General features: G+C 47.1%; 22 protein-coding genes and 1 other RNA gene. 18 read left to right on the top strand and 5 right to left on the bottom strand.

The annotated features are described in order from the left end of the window. The first annotated feature begins 23 nt into the window (after positions 1-23). From AB1I50_RS02455 to AB1I50_RS02425, 7 genes are all read left to right on the top strand, one after another. On the top strand, positions 24-1,331 hold the full coding sequence (locus AB1I50_RS02455; RefSeq protein WP_407724624.1) for a phenylacetate--CoA ligase family protein: 1,308 nt from the start codon (positions 24-26) through the stop codon (positions 1,329-1,331). An 18-nt stretch (positions 1,332-1,349) separates the two neighbouring features. Beyond that, a complete protein-coding gene (locus AB1I50_RS02450; protein ID WP_407724623.1) occupies positions 1,350-1,778 on the top strand; it encodes an ACT domain-containing protein in 429 nt (142 codons plus the stop codon). Positions 1,779-2,353: 575 nt separating this feature from the next. Beyond that, positions 2,354-2,638: a co-chaperone GroES gene (gene groES, locus AB1I50_RS02445; protein WP_407724622.1), complete on the top strand. Its 285-nt coding sequence runs from the start codon at positions 2,354-2,356 to the stop codon at positions 2,636-2,638. A gap of 35 nt (positions 2,639-2,673) precedes the next feature. Further along, complete coding sequence (groL, locus tag AB1I50_RS02440; RefSeq protein WP_407724621.1) at positions 2,674-4,299, top strand: chaperonin GroEL; 1,626 nt, start codon at positions 2,674-2,676, stop codon at positions 4,297-4,299. Between the two features lie 467 nt (positions 4,300-4,766). Continuing rightward, the gene (locus tag AB1I50_RS02435; RefSeq protein WP_407724620.1) at positions 4,767-6,521 is read left to right on the top strand and encodes a Na/Pi cotransporter family protein; all 1,755 of its coding nucleotides are present in this window, start codon (positions 4,767-4,769) and stop codon (positions 6,519-6,521) included. Between the two features lie 92 nt (positions 6,522-6,613). After that, positions 6,614-6,877: a PqqD family protein gene (locus AB1I50_RS02430; protein ID WP_407724619.1), complete on the top strand. Its 264-nt coding sequence runs from the start codon at positions 6,614-6,616 to the stop codon at positions 6,875-6,877. Further along, complete coding sequence (locus AB1I50_RS02425) at positions 6,864-7,367, top strand: S24/S26 family peptidase (protein ID WP_407724618.1); 504 nt, start codon at positions 6,864-6,866, stop codon at positions 7,365-7,367. Before AB1I50_RS02430 ends, AB1I50_RS02425 begins: the two co-directional genes overlap by 14 nt. A gap of 80 nt (positions 7,368-7,447) precedes the next feature. Here the strand turns inward: AB1I50_RS02425 and AB1I50_RS02420 are convergent, their stop codons facing one another. The 4 genes from AB1I50_RS02420 to AB1I50_RS02405 all read right to left on the bottom strand — a co-directional run bounded on the left by AB1I50_RS02420 (position 7,448) and on the right by AB1I50_RS02405 (position 10,710). Next, positions 7,448-9,178, bottom strand: a complete 1,731-nt coding sequence (locus AB1I50_RS02420) for a glycosyltransferase family 39 protein (protein ID WP_407724617.1) — start codon at positions 9,176-9,178, stop codon at positions 7,448-7,450. A gap of 19 nt (positions 9,179-9,197) precedes the next feature. Beyond that, complete coding sequence (locus AB1I50_RS02415; protein ID WP_407724616.1) at positions 9,198-10,160, bottom strand: NAD(P)H-dependent glycerol-3-phosphate dehydrogenase; 963 nt, start codon at positions 10,158-10,160, stop codon at positions 9,198-9,200. A gap of 38 nt (positions 10,161-10,198) precedes the next feature. Further along, a non-coding RNA gene (gene ssrS, locus AB1I50_RS02410) (6S RNA) lies at positions 10,199-10,387 on the bottom strand. A 38-nt stretch (positions 10,388-10,425) separates the two neighbouring features. Beyond that, on the bottom strand, positions 10,426-10,710 hold the full coding sequence (locus AB1I50_RS02405) for a DUF1292 domain-containing protein (RefSeq protein ID WP_407724615.1): 285 nt from the start codon (positions 10,708-10,710) through the stop codon (positions 10,426-10,428). Between the two features lie 355 nt (positions 10,711-11,065). Between AB1I50_RS02405 and AB1I50_RS02400 the strand changes: the two genes are divergently transcribed. From AB1I50_RS02400 to AB1I50_RS02350, 11 genes are all read left to right on the top strand, one after another. After that, the gene (locus AB1I50_RS02400) at positions 11,066-11,755 is read left to right on the top strand and encodes a sugar transferase (protein WP_407724614.1); all 690 of its coding nucleotides are present in this window, start codon (positions 11,066-11,068) and stop codon (positions 11,753-11,755) included. A 24-nt stretch (positions 11,756-11,779) separates the two neighbouring features. Further along, a complete protein-coding gene (locus tag AB1I50_RS02395) occupies positions 11,780-13,252 on the top strand; it encodes an O-antigen ligase family protein (RefSeq protein ID WP_407724613.1) in 1,473 nt (490 codons plus the stop codon). A gap of 59 nt (positions 13,253-13,311) precedes the next feature. Continuing rightward, positions 13,312-13,698: a PBECR2 nuclease fold domain-containing protein gene (locus AB1I50_RS02390; protein WP_407724612.1), complete on the top strand. Its 387-nt coding sequence runs from the start codon at positions 13,312-13,314 to the stop codon at positions 13,696-13,698. A gap of 304 nt (positions 13,699-14,002) precedes the next feature. Next, positions 14,003-14,485 (top strand): LURP-one-related family protein, encoded by a 483-nt coding sequence (locus tag AB1I50_RS02385; RefSeq protein ID WP_407724611.1) that lies wholly within the window; start codon positions 14,003-14,005, stop codon positions 14,483-14,485. 10 nt (positions 14,486-14,495) lie between these two features. After that, positions 14,496-14,978: an Lrp/AsnC family transcriptional regulator gene (locus tag AB1I50_RS02380; protein ID WP_407724610.1), complete on the top strand. Its 483-nt coding sequence runs from the start codon at positions 14,496-14,498 to the stop codon at positions 14,976-14,978. Continuing rightward, positions 14,978-16,162 carry a pyridoxal phosphate-dependent aminotransferase gene (locus tag AB1I50_RS02375; protein ID WP_407724609.1) on the top strand — a complete coding sequence of 395 codons (1,185 nt, stop codon included), beginning with the start codon at positions 14,978-14,980 and terminating at the stop codon, positions 16,160-16,162. The genes AB1I50_RS02380 and AB1I50_RS02375 overlap by 1 nt, the downstream gene beginning before the upstream one ends. Beyond that, complete coding sequence (gene ispE, locus AB1I50_RS02370; protein WP_407724608.1) at positions 16,146-17,015, top strand: 4-(cytidine 5'-diphospho)-2-C-methyl-D-erythritol kinase; 870 nt, start codon at positions 16,146-16,148, stop codon at positions 17,013-17,015. Before AB1I50_RS02375 ends, ispE begins: the two co-directional genes overlap by 17 nt. 52 nt (positions 17,016-17,067) lie before the next feature. After that, positions 17,068-17,670, top strand: a complete 603-nt coding sequence (gene spoIIR / locus AB1I50_RS02365) for a stage II sporulation protein R (RefSeq protein ID WP_407724607.1) — start codon at positions 17,068-17,070, stop codon at positions 17,668-17,670. Between the two features lies 1 nt (position 17,671). Further along, positions 17,672-21,016 (top strand): PD-(D/E)XK nuclease family protein, encoded by a 3,345-nt coding sequence (locus tag AB1I50_RS02360; protein WP_407724606.1) that lies wholly within the window; start codon positions 17,672-17,674, stop codon positions 21,014-21,016. Beyond that, entirely contained in the window at positions 21,009-24,593 is a 3,585-nt protein-coding gene (addA, locus tag AB1I50_RS02355; protein ID WP_407724605.1) for a helicase-exonuclease AddAB subunit AddA, read from the top strand. The genes AB1I50_RS02360 and addA overlap by 8 nt, the downstream gene beginning before the upstream one ends. Before the next feature lie 346 nt (positions 24,594-24,939). Beyond that, entirely contained in the window at positions 24,940-25,986 is a 1,047-nt protein-coding gene (locus tag AB1I50_RS02350; RefSeq protein ID WP_407723623.1) for an IS30 family transposase, read from the top strand. A gap of 142 nt (positions 25,987-26,128) precedes the next feature. Here the strand turns inward: AB1I50_RS02350 and AB1I50_RS02345 are convergent, their stop codons facing one another. Next, positions 26,129-26,461 (bottom strand): dockerin type I repeat-containing protein, encoded by a 333-nt coding sequence (locus tag AB1I50_RS02345; protein WP_407724604.1) that lies wholly within the window; start codon positions 26,459-26,461, stop codon positions 26,129-26,131. Positions 26,462-26,463: the final 2 nt, after the last annotated feature.

Raw genomic sequence — 26,463 nt, 5'->3', positions numbered from 1 at the left:
GTAAATCATAAGGAGTGATTACAATGGGAAATTATTTTCAGCCCGAAATTGAGACCGCATCCCGCGAGGAAATCCTCTCAATTCAAAATGAAAAAATCGTCAAGCAGGTAAAGCATGCGTATGATAACGTCAAGTATTACCGTGACCTGATGGACGAAAAGGGGGTAAAGCCCGAGGATATTAAGGGAGTAGACGATATCAAAAAGCTGCCGTTTTTATCCAAGGCGGATTTGCGCGAGGCATATCCCTACGGACTTTTGGGTACAGACCTCAAAAACTGCGTTAGAATTCAGTCAACCTCGGGTACAACAGGCAAGCGCGTTGTCGCTTTTTACACTCAGCATGACATCGACCTTTGGGAAGAGTGCTGCGCAAGAGCGATTGTAGCTGTCGGCGGTTCTAACGAGGATGTTGTTCAGGTTTGCTACGGCTACGGTCTGTTTACAGGCGGCGCAGGTCTCCACGGCGGTTCTCACAAGGTAGGAAGCCTTACGCTTCCCATGTCATCGGGCAACACCGAAAGACAAATTCAGTTTATGATGGACTTAGGCTCAACAATCCTCTGCTGTACTCCGTCATACGCCGCTTATATCGGCGAGACCTTGGCGGAACGCGGCTACAAGCCCGAGGATAACAAGCTCAAGGCAGGTATCTTCGGCGCTGAGCCCTGGACTGAGGAAATGCGCCGCAGCATTGAGAAAAGCCTCGGCATCAAGGCTTACGACATCTACGGACTGACCGAAATCAGCGGACCGGGCGTTGCGTTTGAGTGCGAGGCGCAGAGCGGAATGCACATCAACGAGGACCACTTCTATGTTGAAGTTATCGACCCCGAGACCGGCGAGGTTCTTCCCGAGGGCAGCAAGGGCGAGCTCGTGTTTACCTCACTTGACAAAGAGGCGTTTCCGCTTATCCGCTACAGAACTCGTGACATCTGTGTGCTCTCGCGTGAAAAGTGCTCCTGCGGCAGAACTCACGTCAAGATGACAAAGCCGATGGGCAGAAGCGACGATATGATGATTATCCGTGGCGTAAACGTATTCCCGAGCCAGATCGAGACCGTTCTGCTCAATGAGGGCTACACACCGAATTACCAGATTGTTGTTGACCGCGTAAATAACAGCGATACTCTCGACATTTATGTTGAGCTTGCACCCGACCAGTTCTCGGATATCGTTTCCGTAACCCAGAAGAGGGAGAAAAAGCTTGAAAGCGCTATGCGCACCATGCTCGGAATCGGACCGCGTATCCACCTTGTACCGCCCAAGACCATCACCAGAAGCGAAGGCAAGGCAGTAAGAGTTATCGACAACCGCAAGCTTCACGACTAATTTACGGAGGTAAAAGCTATGGCAATTCATCAGATTTCAGTTTTTGTACAAAACAAGCCCGGCACGCTTGTCGGTATTATTGAGGAGCTCGCTAACAAGGGTATTAATATCCGCGCGAGCAGTATTGCCGACACCGCCGAATTTGGTATTTTCAGACTTATCACAAATGATTTTGACAAAACACGCGAGATTCTCTCCGAGAACAACGTGACCAACGTAACAAGGGTTATCGCCGCAAAAATGGAAGATAAGCCCGGCGCGCTGTACAGAGTTGTAGACGCTCTGTCCGAGGCAGGCATCAATATTGAGTATATGTACGCCTTCACCGCGTCCGAGACCTTCGGAGCGTACGTTGTGTTCAGAGTTGACGACGTAGACGCGGCTCAAAAGCTGCTCGACGAAAAAGGAATCTCCACCCTCAACGACGAGGACATTCTTGATATGTAATAACAACACAAAGCTGCTGACGGAAACGTTGGCAGCTTTTTTGTAGAGTTAAGAGTTTAATTGTAGGGGCGACCTTAGCACGTCGGCAACCTTAGCACGTCGGCAACCCTTTTGGGCTTCGCCCATTTCCCCTAAAAGGGGAATCACCTTTTGTCGCTACGCGACATTTCCCCTGTCAGGGGAATCACCCATGTGTCCGCCCATTAAATTACCCACCAACCTATCCTCTATATTTAAAGCCTCCCCCGTTCCAAAAACGGGGGAGGTGGCATTTCGCTTTGCGAAATGACGGAGGGGGCGGCGTTTCCGTAATAACCCTGATTTCCTCGTTAACCGTAGGCGTTGACTAAAATGTTCGCCCGAAGGGCAGGAACATAACATTTTAATCTGGATTTTACGTGCTGAATAAACTCTAAATTCTCAATTCAAAAACTGTGCATTATGATATAAATTAATTAAAGGGCAGAAAAAGTCAAATTTCCCCTTGACATTTCTGAAAAATGGTATAAAATAGAATTAGCACTCAGGGACAAAGAGTGCTAAACAATGTAATTTTATTTAGGAGGCTATATATTATGACAATCAAACCTTTACTTGACAGAGTAGTTCTTAAAGTAGAAGAGGCTGAGGAAAAAACCAAGAGCGGCATTATCCTTTCATCCGCGGCTCAGGAAAAGCCCCAGTTCGCTTCGGTAGTAGCGGTAGGCCCCGGCGGCGTTGTAGACGGCAAAGAGGTTGAGATGTACGTAAAGGTGGGCGACAAGGTAATCGCCTCAAAATACGCAGGCACAATGGTTAAAATCGACGGCGAGGAGTACACAATCGTAAGTCAGTCAGACATCCTCGCGACTTTGGAATAATTCAGGTTTTTAGGTAATTTAGGAGGTAATTTTTTATGGCAAAGCAAATCGCTTACGGTGAGGACGCAAGAAAGGCTCTTATGAAGGGCATCGACCAGCTCGCTGACACAGTTAAAATCACACTCGGTCCCAAGGGCAGAAACGTAGTGCTCGACAAAAAGTTCGGCGCTCCGTTAATCACCAACGACGGCGTTACAATCGCCAAGGAAATCGAGCTTGACGATCCGTTCGAGAATATGGGCGCACAGCTTGTAAAAGAGGTTTCTATCAAGACAAACGACGTTGCAGGCGACGGTACAACAACCGCTACTCTGCTTGCTCAGGCGCTTATCCGCGAGGGTATGAAGAACGTAACCGCAGGCGCTAACCCGATGATTCTCAAAAAGGGTATCGCAGACGCAGTTGACAAGGCTGTTGAAGCCGTAATCAACAACAGCCAGCAGGTTTCGGGCACAGCGGATATCGCGAGAGTTGCAACCGTTTCATCACAGGATGAGTTCATCGGCAACCTCATTGCCGAGGCTATGGAAAAGGTAACAACCGACGGCGTTATCACCGTTGAGGAGAGCAAGACAGCTGAGACCTACAGCGAGGTTGTAGAGGGTATGATGTTCGACAGAGGCTACATCGCGCCCTATATGGTAACAGATACCGACAAAATGGTAGCTGAGCTTGACAATCCGCTCATCCTTATCACAGACAAGAAAATTTCAACAACTCAGGAAATTCTTCCGCTCCTCGAAAGCGTAGTACAGTCGGGCAGAAAGCTCCTTATCATCGCAGAGGACGTTGAAGGCGAGGCTCTTACAACTCTCGTTCTCAACAAGCTCCGCGGAACATTCACCGCAGTTGCCGTTAAGGCTCCGGGCTTTGGCGACAGAAGAAAGGAAATGCTCCAGGATATCGCAACCCTCACAGGCGGTACTGTAATCACCTCAGACCTAGGTCTTGAGCTTAAGGATACAACAATCGACCAGCTCGGCACAGCCCGTCAGGTTAAGATTGAAAAGGAAAACACAATCATCGTTGACGGCGCAGGTGACAAGGACGCTATCGAGGGCAGAGTTGCTCAGATTCGCCAGCAGATTGAGACCACAACCTCTGACTTCGACCGTGAAAAGCTCCAGGAGCGCCTTGCGAAGCTCGCAGGCGGCGTAGCTGTAATCAAGGTCGGCGCGGCTACCGAGATTGAGATGAAGGAAAAGAAGCTTCGCATTGAGGACGCTCTCGCGGCTACAAAGGCTGCCGTTGAGGAAGGCATCGTAGCAGGCGGCGGTATCGCTTGTATGAACGCTATTCCTGCCGTAGCAGAGTTTGTCGAGACTCTCGACGGCGACGCTAAGACAGGCGCTAACATCGTTCTTAAGGCTCTCGAGGAGCCCCTCCGCCAGATTGCGGCTAACGCAGGCCTTGAGGGCAGTGTAATTGTTGAGAACATCAAGCGCGAGAACAAGGTAGGCTACGGCTTCAACGCTCTTACCGAGGAGTATACCGATATGGTATCCGCCGGTATCGTTGACCCGACAAAGGTTACACGTTCGGCACTGCAGAACGCTTCATCGGTAGCTTCAATGGTACTCACAACCGAGTCGCTCGTTGCCGATATCAAGGAGCCCACACCTCCCGCAGCACCTGCACCCGATATGGGCGGAATGTATTAATAAATATAAAATATAATAACTTTTTAAAGCCTCCCCCAACACTTGTTTTGGGGGAGGTGTCATTTTGCTCTGCAAAATGACGGATGGGGCAGACGTGAGTTAACTGCTATCCATGATAGTAATACTAATACCTAATAAAAAGTAGACAATCTTTGCGGTCTATTTTCCGCAATACTGCGTTGTCGTCCTTGCAAGGCGTCAGCCTTGCCGCGTCCTTCGCCTTGTCTTGCGAAAAAAATCCTCGCAAAATATAAGTCTACTTTCTATCAGGAATTAGTATAAAACAACACATTAATACCACCTGCTTCAATATAGTAAAAACAGCGTATAATATCTGACTTATAATCCCATATTTTTTAAAAATACGGTTGATTTTTGACCGTCTATGTATTAAAATGATAGTAGCGCCGTATGGCGTTTAACTGAAAACAAAATAAAATAAGCACATTGAAAAAAGGAATAAGATTATGGATTTTACAGACATTATCATGCTGCTTGGCGGCGTTGCCATGTTTCTGTTCGGTATGTCGGTTATGGGCGACGGACTGCAGAAATCATCGGGCAACAAGCTTGAGCCTATTCTGTACAAAATGACCAGCTCAATGCCGCGCGGTTTGCTGCTGGGAACGCTTGTAACCACTGTAATTCAAAGCTCCAGCGCTACCTCGGTAATGGTAGTCGGCTTTGTAAACTCGGGAATGATGAAGGTTAGGCAGGGTATTTCGGTAATACTCGGCGCGATTCTCGGAACAAGTATTACAGGCTGGGTAATCTGCCTGAGCTACATTGACGGAGCTGAGGGCATTGCCAAGATTTTTTCTACTGCTACTCTGACCGGTATTGTGGCGCTTGCCGGTATTATCCTCAAAATGTTCGCAAAGAGCGTTACTACAAAAAATGTAGGTGATATTTTCCTCGGCTTTGCCGTTTTGATGTTCGGTATGAGCTCTATGAGCGGTGCCGTAAGCGATTTGGGCAAGGAGGAATGGTTCACCTCGACAATGACCTCAATGTCAAATCCGTTCCTCGGTATTCTCGTAGGTCTTGTATTTACAGCGCTTTTGCAGTCGGCTTCCGCCGCGGTAGGTATTATTCAGGCGCTTTCCGTAACAGGCGCGCTTTCGTTTGAATCCGCATGGCCGCTGCTCTCCGGCGTAATTGTCGGCGCTGCGCTTCCGGTTGTTTTGTCATCAATGGGTGCTACCGCAAAGGGCAAACGCACCGCGTTTGTTTATCCGATTTGTACCACGCTCGGCGTAATTTTGCTCACAGCGGCGTTTTACATCTCAAACGCGATAATTCACTATCCGTTCCTGTCGATGGTAATGAACCCGTTTTCGCTGGCGACAACAAACACAATTATGCGTTTTGCGCTCGTAATTCTTGTTCTTCCGTTTACAAAGTTGATAGAAAAGTTTGTTACGGCTGTTTTCAAGGACAGCGAGGAAGAGGACGACCGCAGTCCGTCAACGCGACTTGAAGACCGCTTTATCGCTCACCCTGCGCTCGCTATTGAGCAGAGCCGTATGACGATTAACGATATGGCTATGTCCGCGCAGAAAGCTGTGGAAAAGGCGATTTCGCTTATCCGCAGCTATGATGAAAAGACCTTTAAAAAGGTCAAAAAGCTCGAGGATCAGGTTGATAACTACGAGGACGCCCTCGGAACCTACCTGATTAAGCTGACCGGTCAGGAGATGACCAAATCCCAAAACGAGGCGGTTTCTATCTTCCTGCACACCGTGCCGGAGTTCGAGAGTATCTCGGACATCGCAATGAACATCGCGATTAAGGCAAAGGAAATGCACGATAATAAATATCAGTTCTCAGAAGCTGCAAACCACGAGCTCGACGTTATGTGTGAGGCTGTGCTCGAGGTAGTAAGAATGACAAACGAGGCGTTTGTCGAGAACGATATCTCGCTTGCAAAGCGCGTAGCTCCGCTTGAGGAATACATCGACTATATGCGCGACACAATCAAGCAGAACCACGTTACACGCCTTAAAAATGAGATTTGCTTGCTTGCTCAGGGAATAGTTTTTAACGATATTATCACCAACTGCGAGCGCGTATCCGACCTGTGCTCAAACATCGCTGTTGCCATGATAGAAATCGGCGACGAATCCTTTGAAACTCACGAGTACCTCAACACGGTTCGTGAGCGTCAGGGACAGAAGTTTGAGAAACGCTACGATGATTACAAGGAAAGATTTCCGTTATAATTTTAAGCCGCCGGGATTAAACCCCGGCGGTTTTATATTTGCCTACACTTGCATTTTGATAAAAAGTGTAATATAATAGTGGCGGTGATATTATGAAAATTAAGGAAGATTTTATTCTCCGCAAGGTTGCGGATTCATATGTGGTAGTGCCGGTTAACAAGATGACGCTTGATTTTAACGGCATTATTAATCTTAACGAGACAGGCGCGTTCCTGTTTGAGCTTCTGCAAAAGGGAGCAGAAAGGGACGAACTGGTCGATAAAATGCTCGAAGAATACGACGTTGACCGCGAAAAGGCTGAGGTTGATATCGACGTATTCATTCAAAAGGTAAGGGATGCCGATGTGCTCGAGTAAGGAAGCTCAGCTCAGCGACTTAATTGACATCATAATTGAAAAGCTCGAAATGGGCGGAACAGTGACCTTCACTCCGCACGGCGAAAGTATGCTCCCAATGCTCCGCGACGGCGAGGATGTTGTTGTGCTCTCAAAGCCCAAGGGCAGACTGCATTTGTTCGATATTCCGCTCTACCGCCGCAAGGACGGCTCATTCGTACTGCACAGGGTTATCGACTTTCAGCGTGACGGCTCTTATGTTCTGTGCGGAGACAACCAGTTTTATAAGGAACGCGGTATCAAAGACAGCGACGTAATCGCGGTAGTAACGGCGTTTTACCGCAAGGGAAAGCCGTATACCACAAATTCCTTTTTGTACCGCGCGTATATTAATTTTTGGTACTACACCCGTCCGTTCCGCCGAATTTATAAATTCGGCAAGCGTAAAACGTTCAGCTTCCTCGGCGTTAAGCCCAAGGAAAAGAAGGATAAAAAGAAAACCGAAGAATAAAATAAACAGTAAAAAGGCGGTTAATTCCGCCTTTTCTTATGCAAAAAACAACCGCCTGCTTTGATGACAGGCGGTTTATACTAATTTACTTTTTCTTTTTTTACAACCTTTGCGTTAATCTTTGACACAAACTCCTTAACCTTGCTGTAGTCGCCTTCCAAAATGGTGTTGAGCGCATACGCCGCAACGGGGAGCAGCAGGGGAATGTACGTCAGCACGTACTGCGATTTACCCTCAAACAGCAGGTGATACCCAAAGCCTCCGAGCGCTGCAAGGGGGAGGAGCATGGTGCAGATATTTGTCTTTTTGTTGATGAACATCAGGTAAATTCCTGCCGCAAACAGCAGATAAACAATCTGGATGTTCAAATTGAAGTGGAGCGACAAAAGCTGTCCGAGGCTTCCCTCGTAAACCGCCTTTCCGATACCGCCGTCAACGGGATTGGTGTGGGTTTTAACCTTGCTCACCCAAATGCTCTCGAACTCGGGCTCGTTCCACTGACTGAGAATCTTCTTGCTGAAGAAGTCGAAGGTCTTGCCCATATCACTGCCGAAGTTATCCATTTTGGCGTCAATGCTCTTCCACGAAGCTTTGTCGGCAGCCTTGTTGTCGAGCTTGTTTTCAAGGTAGGTGTTAAGACCGGTTTTGGTGTACCAGCCCGGCGCCATATATGATTCGGTCAAGCCCATATCGAGGTACTGAACCTGGCTGAGACCTTTGGCAAGCTCAACATCGGCGCGGCTCTCGTAGCTCACAATTACAAGGCTGTTCGAGCCTAAGCAAGCTACGCAAAGCGCAAGCGCAAAGGCGACGCTCTGCCATTTTTTCATCTTAATTGTGTGAACGATGAGCATTACAACAAACGCCACGAGGTAGATTAAGTTGTTGTACTTCGCAAGAGTTGCAAGCAGCAGCAGCGCAAGGCTCGGCGCCATCCAGCGGTACTTGCCTGTCTGGAAATATTTAATCAGGAACAGGCTCGCCCAGATTGCCGCGGACATTCCTAGAATATTTCCGTATACAAATGTACAGAGCAAAATCGGCTGGAAGCATACCGCGAGAAATACGATAACGAAGAACTCAATGCTCTTTCTCTTAAACACAAGCCTTGTGATCCTTGCGAGCGCAAAGTAAGCAGTGGCAAGGCTGAGCACGTTGATAACCTGCATCGGCATTGAGCTTTTTGTGCCGAAAATGCTGTAAATAAACTCGCTGATAAGCACATATCCGAGCTGGAAGGGATAGAAGTTAAAGTAAGAATAGCCCTGGTAGAAGTCCTTGTTGTAGAACTTCGCGCCGTCGTAGAACGGAGTAAAGTTGTCCTGAGCCGCCTTTGTAGCCGCCTCAAAGATGTTCTGGCTGTCCGCCGCGGGAATTGATGTGACTGAGAAAATCCACGTCATACCGAGTATCAGTACCCACACGGCAAGTCCTATTTCAAAGAACCTGATGTTGATTTTCGCGAAGAAGTCGTACTTTTTCTTAAACGCGAACGCGATTATAAAGAAAATCGCCGTGAACAGCAAATTGAGCGATACAATGTCGTTTTGATAGAGGATTACCTCGCTTGAATATTTTGCAGGGTCGATAACGCTGGTCTGCAAAAAGCTCATAATCGCCAAATATCCGAACGCCAAAAACAAAAACAGAGAGATGATATTTACAACTATGTACTCAAATTTACTCGTCTTTTCAATGCTCTGAATTGTCTTTACCGCCGGCTGTGCCTTAGCAGTGGCGTTGTTGCCCTTAACGGCTGAATTTTGCTTAGCTTTTTCAGCCTTTGGTTGTTTTTTCGGTTTTTGTCCCATTTTTAATATACCGCCTGATTTAGAATTCTTCCTTGACCGAGCGCAAAAACAGCTTGCGCAGCGATTCCTCAACGTCCGACCCCTCAAATAAAACCTCGTACACCGCGTGCACGATAGGCAGGTCAACGCCGTATTCCTGACCGAGTTTATAAAGAGCCTTCGACGTCATCACGCCTTCGGCTAATTTTTCAAACTTAACGCCCTTAACGAACTGCTCGCCGTACTTTCGGTTGTGGCTCCAGGGGGAGAAGAGCGTCGCCTCGTAGTCACCGAGGTGGCAAAGTCCGTAAGCGCTGAACTCGTTTCCGCCGAGCGCCTTAATCAGCCTTGCAATCTCGCGAGTACCCCTCGCCATCAAAGCGCCCTTAAGCGAAGTATATCCCAAGCCGTCGAGCATACCTGCGGCAATTCCGATAACGTTCTTTGCGGCAGCGCCGATTTCCGAACCGATTAAATCTGTTCCGAGGTAAAAGCGGATAAGCTCGCTGGTAAACTCAGAAACAAGCTTTTCTTTAACCTCCTGATTGTCGCTGTCAATTACCATACAGTTTGGAATTCCCTTAACATAGTCCTGCGGATGTCCCGGACCTACCCAAACCGCAACGGGAGTTTTGCTTGTGTCTACAAAGTCGCCTACAACCTGCGAAAGCCGCTTGCCCGTAGTCACCTCAACGCCCTTCATACACAGCACAATAATCTTGCCGTCAAGGTTGTACTTTGAGATGTCCTCAAAGTAAGAGCGCAGGTATTGCGAAGAAATTGAGATTATAATAACCTCGGCGCGGTTAACCGCGTACTCAAGGTCGTCCGATACCTCAATGCTCTCGGGGAAGGACAGATAGTCGTTCTTGCGCGTGGTTTTTAGCTGTATAAATTCGGGAGCGTCCGGCAGTCCGCAGGAAAGCACCTCGTGGCCTGTTTTGTCGAGATACCACGCAATGCAGCTGCCCCAGCGGCCGCAGCCCAAAACTGAAACTTTCATAAGCTACCTCTATGTATTAAAGTAAAATAATAAGCATTAAAAAACCCGCCCGACCGTATGATTTAATAATAACCTGCCTACGAGTAGAACAGGTGGGTGCCCACCTTCAAGCTTCAGGCTCCCTTCTTCCAAAAAGTGGGAGGTCTGCACACCACTTGAAGAGTAAAGCTCCCGATTTAAGAGTTGTAGGGTTATTTTAAAATCATTCACGCATCGGGCAGGTCATTTACCTAACCCAAATATATTATATGAAGAAATTTTCCGTTTAACCGTAAAATTCGGCATTGTAACGTTCTTCAAAAATTTCAGAGATTGCGCTTGTAATATCGTGCTCGGGAACGCCGAAAAATGTTTCCTCTCCGTTTTGTACCGCCTTTAGAACAATATAGTCGGCGCTTGACTTCAGAGCAGTCAGGCTGTCCTCAAAACGCTTTAGAAGTACGTAGTATTTTTCGCCTTGATATTCGATAATATCGAGCACTTCAAATTCGGTATTTTTGCCGTCCTCACCGCAAAGCGTTAAAATATCCGGCAAATATTCGTCTGACATAAGCTATCACCGAACCGTTTGAAATTTACAAATCTCTTTTTTCTAATATTATTGTACATTGTTTTGGCTTAATAGTCAAGTATTTTAGTGCTCTAAAAATAAATATATATTTTTACAAATAATCCACAAAAAAGTGTTGACATTTCACAAAAAGTATGATATAGTAAAGTCAAGATAAATTTAGAGACTTCCTTTCTATGTGCTTGATTACTCCATAAAATTACCTAAAAACCGACGGCTTCCTACCGTCGGTTTTTACGTTTTATCTTAAATTATTAATCTTTTGACATTTTTATTGAAAACCAAGTAAAAATGGGATATAATTAACTTAATTATGATATGATTGGAGATTATTATGCGCGCTTTTGAAAAGCTCCCTGCGCAGTTTCAAAACGACAGCGTAAAAGCGTATTATGATATACTGAGCAAACGTCAGGGCTCAATAATCCTAAAAAGAGTTTTTGATATTATTGTGTCATTAATTCTTCTTGTTTTTCTGATTATTCCCATCGCAGTTATCTCGATATTAATCAAGGTTAATTCTCCCGGTCCGGTGCTCTTTAAGCAAAAGAGAGTAACAACCTACGGCAGAATTTTTAAGATTTACAAGTTCAGAACCATGGTTGTAAACGCCGAGAGCTTAGGCTCGAAGGTAACTACCAAAAACGACGCGAGAGTAACCTCAATCGGCAAAACGCTCAGAAAGTTCCGCCTTGACGAGCTTCCGCAGATTTTCAACGTAATCGGCGGTTCAATGTCGTTTGTCGGCACGCGCCCCGAGGTTCAAAAGTATGTAGACCTCTACGAGGACGAGTATTACGCTACCTTGCTCCTGCCTGCGGGTATCACCTCGCTCACTTCAATCAAGTTCAAGGACGAGGAAAATCTGCTCTCCGCGATTGTCGATACCGAAAAAATCGACAAAACCTATGTTAAGACTATTTTGCCTCAAAAAATGGAGTATAATTTGCAGTATACAAAGGAATTCGGTTTTCTTTCCGACATAAAAATTATGTTCAAAACCGTAAAGGAAGTTATTTCATAACCTTAAAAATAAGGAGTTTTCTGAATGAATAGGGTAAAAAGTTTTTTGAACGATACTTCTCTTTTCAGAATAATTTATATAATCGACCTGTTTTTGTGTATGGTGTCGTATGTTCAGCTCCTCGGTTATGTGATGCTTCCTTTTTTGTTCATCTGGGGACTGAGGTTGGTTTATTTTAACCAGCACCGTTACAACACGTTTTTCAAAATGCGCTTCGGCATTTGGGTAGGCGCCTTTATCGCGGCTTCGCTTTTGCCGATATTCTTTAACATCACTCTGTCCGCGATAATCAGCGCGATAATGTTTTTCCATACCTTTATCTGTTTTTTCGTTTTCTACGGAATGCACACCGAGGCTGACTTCAACTTCAAGAACGAGCTGTATTTTTTGGCGTATTTTATGGTTGTCGCCACCACAATACTTAACGCAATAGGATTTTTCTGCCTTATGTTCGGCATACACTTTGAGTGGAGCTATGAGGATTTGTACTGGATACGTTTTCCGCTGTACGAAAACCGCTTTACGGGCGCGTTTTACAACCCGAACCTGCTCGGCTTTGTGTCGTCTGTCGGCATTGTCTGCTGTCATATTCTGCACAAGGACGGTCTGGTTGACGAAATCGAAAAGCCTAAGTTCAACAGGGTTTTAATCGCGGCGAGCGGTACGGCGAATGTATTTTCGCTGATTTTGTGCGACTCAAACGCGGCGTTTGTGCTTATGCTCGGCTACGTATTAATCTACGTGGTTTATATGTTCTTTGACGTTAAGCGCAAGTTCTCCCCGGGAAAAATGTTCATTAGGATAATTACGATGATTTTGCTTGTCGCGGTAATCTCAGGCGCTTCAATGGCGTTTAGAACCGTGTTCAAGGCAGGCTTTGCGGTCGTCAACGCCAAGACGAACGCGCTTGTAGATGTGCTTTTCCGCGACGAGGAGATAATCAAGGAGATTGAGCAGGAGGAAGGCGCCGATGAAAACGGCGAAGCGTCCTTCGACCACGAGAATACTAACATCGACAGCGGAAGGCTGAGGATGTGGAAGGAATCCGTAGGGCTGTTCAAAATCTCTCCGATTATCGGTATCTCAAACGGCAACATAGTCTTTTACAGCGGAAAATACCTAACAGGCGAGCTCGAATACAACTACAACCACAACGACCTGCACAACGGATTTTTGACGATTTTGGTATCGACAGGCGTAATCGGCGCTCTGCTGTTCGGGATTTTCGGCTTCCGCGTCGGAAAGCACGCCTTCCAGCACCTTTTCTGGCAGGAAAAATCATGGCGGTTTGACGTCTACCCATGCCTGTTCGCCTTTTGCGGAGCATACGCCGTTTACGCGCTGTTTGAAAAGGCCCTGCTCTACGATATATCGTTTATGGTAATGTGGTTCTGGCTGTTTATGGGCTATCTGAGCTGTTATATAGTAAAGCTCGAGCCCGACCTTCAAACGCAGTTCCTATTCAACAAAAAACGCCTGACAAGAACTATGCTGTAAGGGTTGTTTGGTTTAATAAATTGAAACAAAAGTAAGTAATAGAAACGGCGGCGAATGATTTGCATTATGTCGGAAAAATCAATAAGCGGCTTTATAGTTGCGTAACAACAGATATTTCAACAGATGAATTAATTATTACCGAAAAGCAAGTTGAGCACATATTTCAAAATCATCCGAATGATTTTATTGATTTGCAAGATGTTCTTTCAAGTATACAAGAAGCTGCTTTTTCTCCGGATTATATAATTGAATCAGACAAACCGTCCACCGCTTTTATACTGAAAGAACTGTCAAATCAAAAAGGTAAAAGCAGATTGATTATGAGAATAAAAACAAGCTCTGATTCTATGAATTACAAAAATTCAATTATTACATTCCAAAAAGTGAGAGAAAAAGAATGGAAAAGAATTATCAATAATAAAAAAATACTTTACAAAAGTGAATAATTCAGCTATAATAGTAGTAGGATAAAGGTGGATATTTGAGGTGGTAAATTTCGTCCCGACCACACGCCGCCGGTACTGACAGGACTTTGTCCGAGAGATGCAGGAGAATGGGACGCCTGCCAAATATCCGCCTATACCTATAAATTTCAACCGCTCCGCGTATGCAGGGCGGTTTTCTTATGCTTAAATTCATTCTGCAAAACCCTTCCAAAATGACTATTGATAATTTAACGGAATTATTGTATAATAACCATAGGTATATAAATTTTGCCTATGGTTATTCTTATATAACGGTGATGTTTTTATGAGGCTTTTCTTAAAACGCGACGTGTCATTGGGAGAATCCGCCTTTGTTGTCTGCGACGAACAGGGGAGGGAGAAGTACCGCGCCTCGGTTGACAGAACAAAGGTCGGGGGAAAGTACAGAATTCTCGTGAGCGGTAACGATGGTCAGACAGTCTGCAAAATTCGCGAGCTTCCGATTGTCGGCACAAAAACCTTTGTCTTTAAGGTGAACAAAAAGCATGTCACCTTTGTTGCCGTACCCACCGCAAACGGCGTTTACAGCTATTTTTACGGCAATAACTGGCACATTTCGGGCGAGCTTGCCTCTAAAAACTTTGTAATCATAGACGTTGACAAAAGCGAAATTTTACGGCACAGTAAGCGCTCAGGCTACTGCGAGCTTGAAATTTTCCGCGAGAGCGAGGAAATGTACTGCGTTGCCGTGTCAATTTGCGCTAATCTTATAAACACAGTAGAAAAGCTTGCCGTTCAGGCAGTTTAGGAGGACTAATATGAACAAGCTCTTACAGCTTTTAAGCACAAACTCACAGTTTTCAACAGCCGAGCTCTCGGCAATGCTCGGAGAGCCCGAGGACTACATCAAGGCTCAAATTAAAGAGTACGAGATGAAGGGCGTTATCAAGGGCTATCAGGCGGTTGTCGATTGGGAAGACATCGACGACAGCCACGTTGAGGCGATGATAGAATTAAAGGTAAGCCCCAAAAGAGAGACGGGCTTTGACGATATGGCGCAGATGTGTATGGCGTTTGACGAGGTTGAGTCCGTGTACCTTATGGCAGGCGTTTACGACTTTTTGCTTATCGTAAAGGGCGAGTCAATGCAGGATATCGCTATGTTTGTAGCCAAAAAGCTTTCGACAATCGACGGCGTAATCTCCACGGGAACGCACTTTATTCTGCGCAGATACAAGGATAGGGGAATGAACCTGTTCGAGCCCGACAAACAGGCTGATGAGAGGAGTCTTATTCTCTAATGGACTATAAAAAGTATTTGAACGAAAGTATTCAGTCCGTAAGCCCCTCGGGAATTCGAAAGTTTTTTGACATCGCCAACGAGATGGACGACGTTATTTCGCTGAGCATCGGCGAGCCGGACTTTCAAACCCCGTGGCATATCCGCGACGAGGGAATTCACAGCCTTATCAAGGGCAAAACATGGTATTCGCCCAACCGCGGTTTTGCGGACTTGTTAAAGGAGGTTACGCGCTACTACGAGCGCAGATTTAACCTTACATATTCACCCACTGAGCAAACGCTTGTCACCGTAGGCGGTTCCGAAGCGATTGACCTCGCTTTCAGAGTTTTGATACAGCCCGGCGACGAGGTTATTATACCCCAGCCGTCGTTTGTCTGCTACGAGCCCTTGGCGGTTATGGCAGGCGGCGTGCCCATGATTATCAACACCAAAAACGAGGATAATTTCCGCCTTAAGGCTGACGACTTGCGCGCGGCAATCACGCCGAAAACAAAGCTTCTTGTCCTGCCGTTCCCGAACAACCCCACAGGTGCGATTATGGAAAGGCGAGACCTCGAGGAAATCGCGAAGGTTGTCAAGGAGCACGAATTGCTTGTGCTCTCGGACGAAATATATTCAGAGCTAACCTACGGCGGACGTAACCACGTGTCAATCGCCTCGATAGACGGAATGTATGAGCGCACGGTTGTAATAAACGGCTTTTCAAAGTCCTACGCCATGACCGGCTGGAGACTCGGCTACGCCTTAGGTCCTGCGCCGATAATCGAGCAGATGACCAAGCTCCACCAGTACGGCATTATGTCTGCCCCGACCACCGCCCAGTACGCCGCAATCGAAGCCTTAAAGCACGGCGACAGGGACGTTAAGCGTATGCGCGACGAGTACGATATGCGCCGCAGACTGGTTGTTGACGGCTTCAACGATATGGGACTTTCATGCTTTGAGCCGCTCGGCGCGTTCTATGTATTTCCGTGCATAAAGTCCACAGGGCTAAACTCCGAGGAATTCTGCACAAGGCTGATTATGGAAAAGCACGTCGCCGTTGTGCCCGGCACAGCGTTCGGTGAATGTGGAGACGGCTTCGTCAGAGTTTCATATTCATACTCGCTAAAGCACCTTAAAATCGCGCTTGAGCGTATTAGAGAATTTGTAAAGGAGCTTAAGGATGAAAACAACGGTTAAAGCTCCTGCCAAGATAAATTTAACCCTCGAGGTGCTCTCAAAGCGCCCCGACGGCTACCACGAAATTTCAACAATTATGCAGGCGGTGTCGCTTTACGATACCGTCACGCTGAGCAGTAACGACAGCGGCGAAATCACAATTTCCTGCAACTACGAGGGCGTTCCCTGCGACGAAAAAAACATCTGCTACAAGGCGGCTGAACGCTACTTTGAGTACACCAAGCAGGAGAACAAAGGACTGCACATTGACATCGACAAGCAAATTCCCACCCAGGCAGGTCTTGCAGGCGGCAGCAGCGACGGCGCGGCGGTCATTATGGGACTAAACGCGATGTTCGGCACAATGCTAAAGCCTGCCGAGATGTACGCCTTGGGCGAGCGCGTAGGCGCGGACGTTCCGTTCTGTATTGCAGGCGGCACAAAGCTCTGCACGGGCATCGGCACGACGATGAAAAAGCTTCCGTCCTTTAACTGCTCGGACATCGTAATTTGCAAGCCGCAGACCGTCAGCGTTTCCACCGCGGAAGCGTATCAAAAGGTTGACGCGCTCAACCCCCATCCGTCCTATACCGACGAGATGATTAAGGCGCTCTACTCGCGCGATATGTTCTTGATTTCGAGCACGTTTTTCAACGACTTCGAGCTTGCCCTGCAAATCCCCGAGGTCAACGAGATTAAGAGCATTATGCTCAAAAACAAGGCTCGCGGAGCAGGAATGAGCGGCTCAGGCTCGGCTGTTTACGCAGTGTTTACATCCTCGCGCAAGGCTAAGCAGTGCTATGAGGCGCTCAAGGAGCAGTACCCCGAAACATTTTTGTGCAAGCCGATAAAAGTTGGCTGCGCAGTTGAATAAATAAACTTAACCTGTCCATAATCCCGTTGAAAGAAAGGACAGGTTTTTGTTTATGAAGCTCATTGTAAAATCACTCTGCACCGCGTTCATAATCGCGGTTATTTACTCGGTAATTCCGTTTCAGGCGCAGTGCGAGAACATCTCAAACGACGTGTTCCGCCTTCACGTGCTCGCGAATTCCGACAGCGAATACGACCAAAGCATAAAGCTTAAAGTCCGCGACAAGGTGCTTGAATACTCGGAAGATATGTTCAAAAATGCCGCTTCAAAGGAACAGGCAGAAAGCCTGACAGCGGAAAATCTTACTAATATTGAACAAATCGCAAATAACGAATTAAAGCGCCTCGGCTGTAATTACACCGCCAAGGCTGAGATAAAAAATATGTACTTTACAACGCGCGAATACAGCGCCTACACACTTCCGTCGGGAATGTACGACGCACTCCGTATCACTCTCGGAAAAGGCGAGGGGCACAACTGGTGGTGCGTGATGTACCCGTCGATTTGCCTTTCCACCGCAACCGAGCAGGACGAAAAGGCAAGGCAGGCGCTTGACGATAACGAGTATGACGTTGTAAAAAACGAAAAATACGAATATAAATTCAAGGTGGTCGAGCTTTTCGAAAGGCTCAGCTCGCTTTTTAACGGAGGATAAAATGCTTCAGTTTATTTTGGGAAGAAGCGGTTTCGGCAAAACCTCTTACATCTACGGCAAAATTAAAGAAATGGTGCTCTCGGGCAACGACAAAATTATTATGCTCGTCCCCGACCAGAGCACCTTTGAAACCGAAAAGGCGCTCTTTGAGCTTTTGGGTGCGAAAAACTCCAAAAACGTCAGCGTTTTCGGCTTTTTAAGCCTGTGCAGAAGCGTCTTTGAGCAGACCTCACACCTCCCGAAAAACGTGATTGACGACGGCACGCGCAGCGTGATTATGAGCCTTGCGCTTGAACAGCTCAGCGGCAAGCTCACGCTTTTGAGCGAGGACAAAAACAAGGGCATTTCCGATTTGATGATTGCAACGCTGAAGGAGTGCAAAAAGTCGTCCGTAACCACCGATATGCTCCGCGCCGCGGCGGATAATATCGACGACGAAACCGTGAAAACCAAGCTTAACGAGGCTGCTCTGATTTTCGACAGCTTCGACGCGATTGTGTCGCAGAGCTATATCGACCCTCTCGACGACCTCGACAGGGTGCATAATATTCTTTTAGAGAATAATAATATTTTTAACGGCTATACGCTCTTTGTGGATTCGTTCAGCGGCTTCACCGCCCAGCAGCTAAAGCTTATAAGGCTTTTGATGGGCAGGTGTAATGAAACCTACATCGCCCTTACCCTCAATCCCGAACAGACAGGGGAGGAGGAAGTTTTCGCGACATGTAACGATACCTACAAGCGCCTTAAAGCTATCGCAAATAAGGATTTTATTAACATCAAAGCGCCTGTAAAGCTTAATGAATGCACTCGCTTTAAAAACAACGAGCTTAAAACTCTCGAGGCGTTTGCCTTCCGCAACCGCAAGCCCGGAGCGCCATATCCCGAAACGCCCGAAAATGTCAGCATTTATCAGGCTTCCGACGCTTACGACGAGTGCGAGTACATAGCAAGGCAGATCAAGCACCTGATTATTGACAAGGGTTATCTTTACTCCGATATCTCGGTAATCTGCCACGAAACCGACAACTACAACGGAATTTTGGACGTGATTTTCGAGAAATACGACATTCCGTATTTTATGGATTCGCGCAAGGACGCGGACATTAAGCCCGTAATCAGGTTCGTAAATTCCGTGTTCAGGATCATACTCGACAACTTCGAGCGCGAGGATATTTTATCCCTGCTGAAAACACGCTTGACCGCCAATTCTTCCGATGAGATAAACGACTTTGAAGGCTACGCTTACATCTGGAATATTAACAACTCAGGCTTCAAAAACGAGTTTACGCAAAATCCCTCGGGCTTCTCCGAAAAATTTTCCAAGGCAGACGAAAAAGCCCTTAAATCCGCGGAAAAAGTGCGCCGTTCGGTTGTTGAACCGCTCCTTAAATTCAAGAATGACATCAAGGACAAAACAGGAAAAGAGATTTCAACTCTGCTTTACCGCCTGCTCGAGGATATGGGCGTTCCCGACGCGCTCCGACGGCTCTACGACGAGTTTTCAGCGCTTAACGAGGACGATTACGCCGCGGAGCAAATCCGTGTTTGGGAGCTTTTGATGGACGCTCTCGACAAAACCGTTGCCGTAATCGGGGATAATATCCTATCGGCAAAGCGCTATTATGAGCTTTTATCAAAGCAAATCCGCTCCATAGATTTTGCCGAAATTCCGCGCAAGCTCGACTGCGTAACCGTCACAACCGCCCAGCGCGTGAGGATTTCATCCCACAAGGCGGCGTTTTTAATCGGCTGTAACGACGGCGTTTTTCCTGCCGCACCCAAGAGCACGGGGCTGTTTTCGAGCTACGAGCAAAAGCTATTAACGCTAAACGACCTCAACTTTGTCGAGGACTATTCGAGCGCCTCGAACCTCGAAACCTATATGGCGTACTGCTGTATCACCTCGGTGTCGGACAAGCTTTTTATCACTTATCCCACACTCAACTTGAAGGGCGAAAAGTTCAAGCCCTCTCAGATAATCGACGAGACCGCCGAGGCTCTGCCCAAAATCGTCGTGCTCAACAAAACCGCCTTTGAAAGCGACAAAACAGAGCATATGCTGGCGCTTAAACCCGCGTTTGAGGAGTACGCGCGTTCGCTTTTCGGCGGAAACGATATTACCGCACTCGGAGAATTCTTCGATAATAATCCCGAATATCAGCCAAAGGCGGAGGCTGTGCGCCGCGCCGTTCAAAAGTCTCCGTTCAGGATTGAAGATAAACAAAACGCCGAAAAGCTCTTCGGTGAAAATCTGCACATCTCAGCCTCTCAGCTCGAAAAGTTCAGCAATTGTCCGTTCTCGTACTTCTGCAACTACGGTCTGCGAATCCGCGAGCGCTATAAGGCAGAGATTAACCCGATGGAATTCGGCACGCTCGTCCACAGGATTTTGGAGCTGTTCTTCGATAAATTCGACAAATCCGAGTACAGCGTAATGGATGACAGCGAAATTGAGCGTTTCATCAACGACTCGCTCGCAGACTACCTTGCGACCTACCTCGGCGGAGAGGAAAACAAAACCGCCGCGTTTATGTATGAGCTCAAAAACATCAGCTCAAACGTCTTTGTGCTCTTAAAGCATATCATCGAGGAGCTCTCGCAGAGCGACTTTGATGTTGCCGACTGCGAATTGAATATTTCACAGGAAATTCCCGAGTACACCGTAAAGCTCAAAAACGGCAGAACCGTGTCAATCCGCGGAAGCGTTGACCGCGTCGACGTAATGGAGAAGGACGGCGTAAAGTACCTGCGCGTCATCGACTACAAAACAGGGCCTAAGGACTTCAAATTAAGCGACGTGCTCTACGGCGTTAACCTGCAAATGCTCATTTACCTGCACTCAATCGACACTACAGGCAAACAGCGCTACGGCGAAATTACGCCTTCGGCAGTGCTCTATATGCCTGCGGCAATCACGTCCGTTTCAGCCGACAACCTATCCGACGTGCAGATTAAAAAAGAGCTCGACAAAAAGCTGAAAATGAAGGGCGTAGTGCTCGACGACCGCACCGTGCTGCACGGAATGGACAAGACCGACTCAGCCACATACATACCCGTAAAGCTTGTATTTGACAAGAGGCAGATTTTCAGCAGGCTGAGCGGCAGTGAATTTGACACGGTATTTAAGAAGATTGATATGACCGTAGGGGATATGGGCGACAGGCTCTACGACGGAAAAATTGAGGCTTCACCGCTAAAGGGAGCCTACGACGGCTGCGCCTACTGTCCCTACGACAGCGTTTGCGCCTACCGTCAGAGCGAACCGCGCAACGCCTTAACGGGCTTTGACAAACAAACTCTTATGGAAGAACTTGCAAAGAAAGGCGGTGACAGTAATGCCTAACTGGACAGACAGTCAGCTTGACGCGATAAATTCAACCGAAGGCTCTGTGCTTGTTTCGGCGGCGGCAGGCTCGGGCAAAACCGCCGTGCTCGTCGAGCGCGTAAAGCGGCTCATCACTCGCGAGGAAAACCCTGTTGACGCCGACAGACTGCTCGTCGTTACCTTTACAAGGGACGCCGCGTCCGAAATGAAGCAGAGAATCAGCCGCGAAATCAGCAAGCTGATAAAGGACGACCCATACAATCCTGCGCTGATTAATCAAAAAAAGCGCTTCGCAAACGCGCATATTTCCACAATTGACAGCTTTTGCGGCGACATTGTAAGGGAGTATTTTCACGCGCTCGGAATTTCCTCTGATTACCGTATAGGCGATAAGGGCGAGCTCGATGTGCTGAGCAAAAAGGCGCTCGATTTGACCTTTGAAAAGTTTTATAATTCAGATACAAACGGCTTTACAGACCTCTTAAACGCCTTTTCATCAGCGAAAAAGAGCGACGCTCCGCTTCGAAAAACCGTGCTTAAAATCTGCGAATTCCTTTCAACTCAGCCGTTCCCCGGCGTTTGGCTCGACAATATGCTTAACAGCTACGCCGAGCGCTGTTTTTCCAAATCGCTCTGGGGCAGGATTATCATAAGCAGCATCTCGGACAACGTTAACCGCCTTGTCAGCCTTATGGTCAGCGCCGAAAGGTCGCTTGAAAACGAGCCGGAGCTCTCTGAAAAGTTCCTTGACGCCGTGCGCGAGGACAAAAGCTGGCTCAAAAAGCTGCTTACGGTTATCGCGAATGATAATTGGGACGAAATGACGGCGTTCCTAAAGGGCTTTTCGCCGCAAAAAAATATCCGCGCTCCAAAGGGCTTCACCAACCATCCTGTTAAGCTTTCCGTTGCCAAAAAGCGCGATACCGTAAAAAAAGAGATTGAAAAGCTGGTAAATAATTACAACTACACCGAGGCTCAGGCTGACGAAGAACTCGCTGAAATGCGGCTGTTATTCGCCGTGCTTTTCGACATTGTAAGGGAGTACCTCGCGGTTTACAGCAAGCTTAAAAACGATAAAAATATCCTTTCGTTCTCCGACGTTGAACAGCTTGCCGTAAAGCTTTTGGCTGAGTATAACGGAGAAAACGGCTTTGTAAAAACCGCCGCGGCAAATGAAATCTCCAAGCGCTTCGACGCGGTAATCGTAGACGAGTATCAGGACGTAAACGAGGTTCAGGAGCTGATTTTCACAAGCGTTTCAAACGGCAACAACCTGTTCACCGTAGGCGACGTAAAGCAGAGCATTTACAGCTTCCGCCAGGCAAGACCGCAGATTTTCATCGACAGAAAGGACAACTGCATCCGTTATGACAGGGAAAATCCCGAATATCCCGCGGTTATAATTCTTGATAAGAATTTTAGAAGCCGCTCTCAGGTATGCGACACAGTTAATTTTATTTTTTCAAAGCTGATGTCCAAGCGCGCAACGCAGATGGACTACACCACGGACGAGTACCTCTATGTCGGCGCTGATTATGACGAGGGACAAAACTGCGAGACCGAGATTGCGCTGATTGAAAAATCCGCCTTCTCCGACGATATCTCAAAGGCTGAGCTCGAGGCAACCTACATCGCTCAGCAGATACATAAACTAAAGGCGGACGGCTACACCGTGACAGGCAAGGACGGCGTAAAGCGCTCTGTTACCTACGGCGACTTTGCGGTAATTTTGAGGAACACAAGCTCGGGCGGAGCGTTCAGCTCGAACGATGAAGGCAAGCGCAAGGGCGCTGTCGAGTTTGTAAAGCACCTGACCGCAAAGGGAGTTCCTGCCTATTGCGAGGACACCGAAAACTTCTTCGATTCCACCGAGATTAAATTGTTGCTCAATCTCCTGCGAGTGGTTGACAATCCGTCGCTCGACATTCCTTTGCTATCGGTAATTTGCAGTCCTGTCTACGGCTTCACACCCGACGAGCTTGCCGAAATCAGGGCGAAAAACCGCTACGTCAGCCTGTATTCCTCGCTCTGTCAAAACAGGGAAGGTAATGACAAAATCGACGGCTTTTTAACCGAGCTCAATAAATTAAGACAGTTTTCAAGCGTTTGCACCGTCGACGAGCTAATCGGCAGACTGCTCGACACCACCGCCTTAGGCGCGATAACCTCGGCGGTAAAGGGAGTGCAAACGGCGCAGAAGAACATCAACCTTCTCCGCGTGTACGCGCGTGATTTTGAAAAACACGGCTACAAATCGCTGTCCGATTTTATCGCCTTTATCGACAAGATGATTGAGACCGACAGCACCTTAAACGCCGCTTCAAATGCTGATTCTTCAACCGTGAACGGCGTGCGTGTTCTCAGTATACATAAGTCAAAGGGACTTGAATATCCCGTCTGCTTTATCGCGGACACCGCCCATCAGTTCAACCGCAACGAGTTCAGCGACGACGTGCTCCTTGACTGCCGCGCAGGGCTCGGAGTAAAGCGTAAAAACGGAGTTTTGCGCTACAATACACTGCCGAGAACAGCGGTTAGGCTCGAGCTCGAGCGCAACCAAATTGCCGAGGAAATGCGCCTGTTCTACGTTGCCCTGACGAGGGCGAGGGAAAAGCTATATATAATCGGCACGGTTGACGGCGCCGAAAAATTCAAGGACAGCGTTTATTCAAAGCTCAGCGGCAACGCGGTAGAGCCTTATTCGGTGTCGTCGTGTAAGTCGATGTTTGAGTGGACTATGCTCTCGGCACTGCTCAATCCGTCTGTAAGAAAGCAGGTTTTGCCCCGCGCCGAAGCCGTAACGGCTGAAAATTACCCGGAGTGGCGCTATACCGAGATAAAGTCCTTTGACGACATTATCAACCCCGAGGGCGTGGTTGCTGAGATTACAGAAAGCGTAATGCAAGCAGACATTTCCGAAAAAATCAATTACGCCGAAATTCTCAGGAAAAACCTCGAATTCAAGTACCCCAACGCGGAGATTATGGATTTGCCGCAAAAGGTCACAGCCTCGCAAATTGCCCACAGCCAAAACGACGAATACTTTGAAAAGGTACTCAGAAAGCCGTCGTTTATAATGGACAAGGCGCAGTCGGTTGACATCGGTACGGCTCACCACCGCTTTTTGCAGTACTGCGACTTTGCCGCCGCGAAAAATGATATCTCGGCAGAGCTTGACCGTCTTGTAAAATCAGGCAGGCTCAGCGACGAGCAGGCGGAGAGCGTTGACCTTAAAAAGCTTGAAGAAATGCTCAGCGGAAGGCTCTTTGAGCGTGTTATGAACTCCCCGAAGGTATACCGCGAGGAACGCTTCACCGCGAAAATCCATCCCTCGCTGCTCGACGAAAAGTATAAGGATATCGACCAAGACACCGGCATTATTATGCAGGGCGCGGTTGACCTCGCGTTTGTCGAGGACGGCAAGCTTGTGATTGCGGACTACAAAACCGACCGCGTTCGAGACATCGAAAAGCTCAGAACGTTGTACAAAAAACAGCTTGAGCTCTACAGCGAGGCGCTCTCAAAGTCGCTCGAAACCGAGGTTAAGGAGCTTATAATCTACTCAATCCACCTGGGAGATGACATAACGCTTTAATCCAAAACCTGCAATTGCATACAATTGTATACAAAAGCAGGGAAGATAAAGATAAATAAGAAGATAAAGATAAATAAGAAGATAAAGATAAATAAGAAGATAAAGATAAATAAGAAGATAAAGATAAATAAGAAGATAAAGATAAAGAGAAAAATAAAGAGAGAATAAAAAAGAAGAGAAAGATAAAGAGAAAAGAGACAGGAGTATAAACTCTTGTCTCTCTTTTTCTCTCTGATTTTCTTTGGCGCATTGTAAAATGAGGTTGCAACAATAAAAAAATAGTCCATAGGGACAATTCTGTAGTAGAATTGAGTTTACGCTCACCAATTCGAAAGGAATCATCACTATGGACAACCCTAATTGTAGCACGGAACACAAGAAATATCAACACCTGTCTTCTGAAGAACGACACATAATTGAAGTGCGCTTCAATGAGGACAAGTGGACGATCTACGCAATAGCCAAAAGTCTTGGCAGACCATACAACACGATCAAAAACGAGATCAACCGTGGTACGGTATATCTCTACAACGGAAAGATAGCCAGATATAAGGCTGACAAAGGCGAGGAAGCATATCGTGAACATCGCAAGAACAGCTGCCGCAATTACCGTTGCCTTGAAACTGCAAAGTTTCTCAGATATGTTGAAGATCAGTTTTTCGATGAAGGATGGTCGTTGGACGCCGCAGTAGGTCACGCAAAAGCCAACGGACTGTTTTCCTCTAAAGAAATGGTGTGTACCAAAACGCTGTATAACTATGTTGATTCAGGTCTGCTTAGAATCAAGAACATCGATTTGCCTGAGAAACTGTCGAGAAAGACTAAAACCAAGAAAGATCGAGAAAGCAAGCGAAAACTCGGCAATAGTATTGAGCAGCGTCCTGACATAGTGGATACCAGAGAAGAATTCGGACACTGGGAAATCGATAGTGTGATCGGCAGGAAGGTCGAAGGCGAATCTCAGGTGATGACAATAGTCGAGCGCAAGCTTAGAAAGTCCATATGGATCAAGGTGAGAAATCACTCTGCCGAAGCGATAGATGAGGCGCTATCCGCTCTGATTGATCAGTTCGGAGATAAATACAATGAAGTATTCAAAAGCATTACCGGTGATAACGGATCCGAATTCGCTAACCTCTCTCAGATTGAATCAAAAGGCATAGCCGTATATTTCACTCATCCGTATTCGTCCTACGAAAAAGGAACTAACGAGTGCCACAACAAAATGCTGCGCAGATTTATACCGAAGGGCAAAAGCATTGACGACTACAGCGCTGACGACATCCTCTACTTTGCGGATAAGATCAACAACCTGCCCAGAAAGATTCTGGGCTACAGAACCCCGGAAGAGCTGTTCGAGCAGGAACTCGACCGCATATATGCTGCCGCGTGAGCCGCGTCGCCGCGAGTTTTTCGAGGGAGGAGCGTAGCGACGAGCGAGGAAAACTCGCGGCGATCTACTACAGACTCAAAAAATGTTGCAACTTGCTATTGCAATTTGCGTCTGATTTTCTTTTTTGTTATTAAATAAAATATTATGATTTCTTTTTAAACTCTGTAATTTTGGAAGATACATACTTCTGGATATCCATAGCGTCAAGAACGTCAATGTTACCGTCGTCATTTACGTCTGCCGCATATTTTTGTGTATCGTCAAAGCTTGCGTTGTCAGTCGCGTAAAGCTGAACCATAACCGCGTCCATTACATCAACCGTGCCGTCAAAGTTAACGTCGCCGATAATAAGCGGCTCTGTAGTCGGCTCAACAGTAGGCTCAACCGTAGTCTCAACCGGCTCTGTTAAAGGCTCAGTGGGCTCTGTGACAGGAGCGGTTGTGACTTCTTCAGTCGGCTCGGTAGGTTCGGTCACAG

Source organism: Ruminococcus sp. NATIVEDY161 (assembly GCF_045819895.1).
Classification (GTDB): Bacteria; Bacillota; Clostridia; order Oscillospirales; family Acutalibacteraceae; genus Ruminococcoides.
This window is presented reverse-complemented; position numbering and strand designations above follow the sequence as displayed.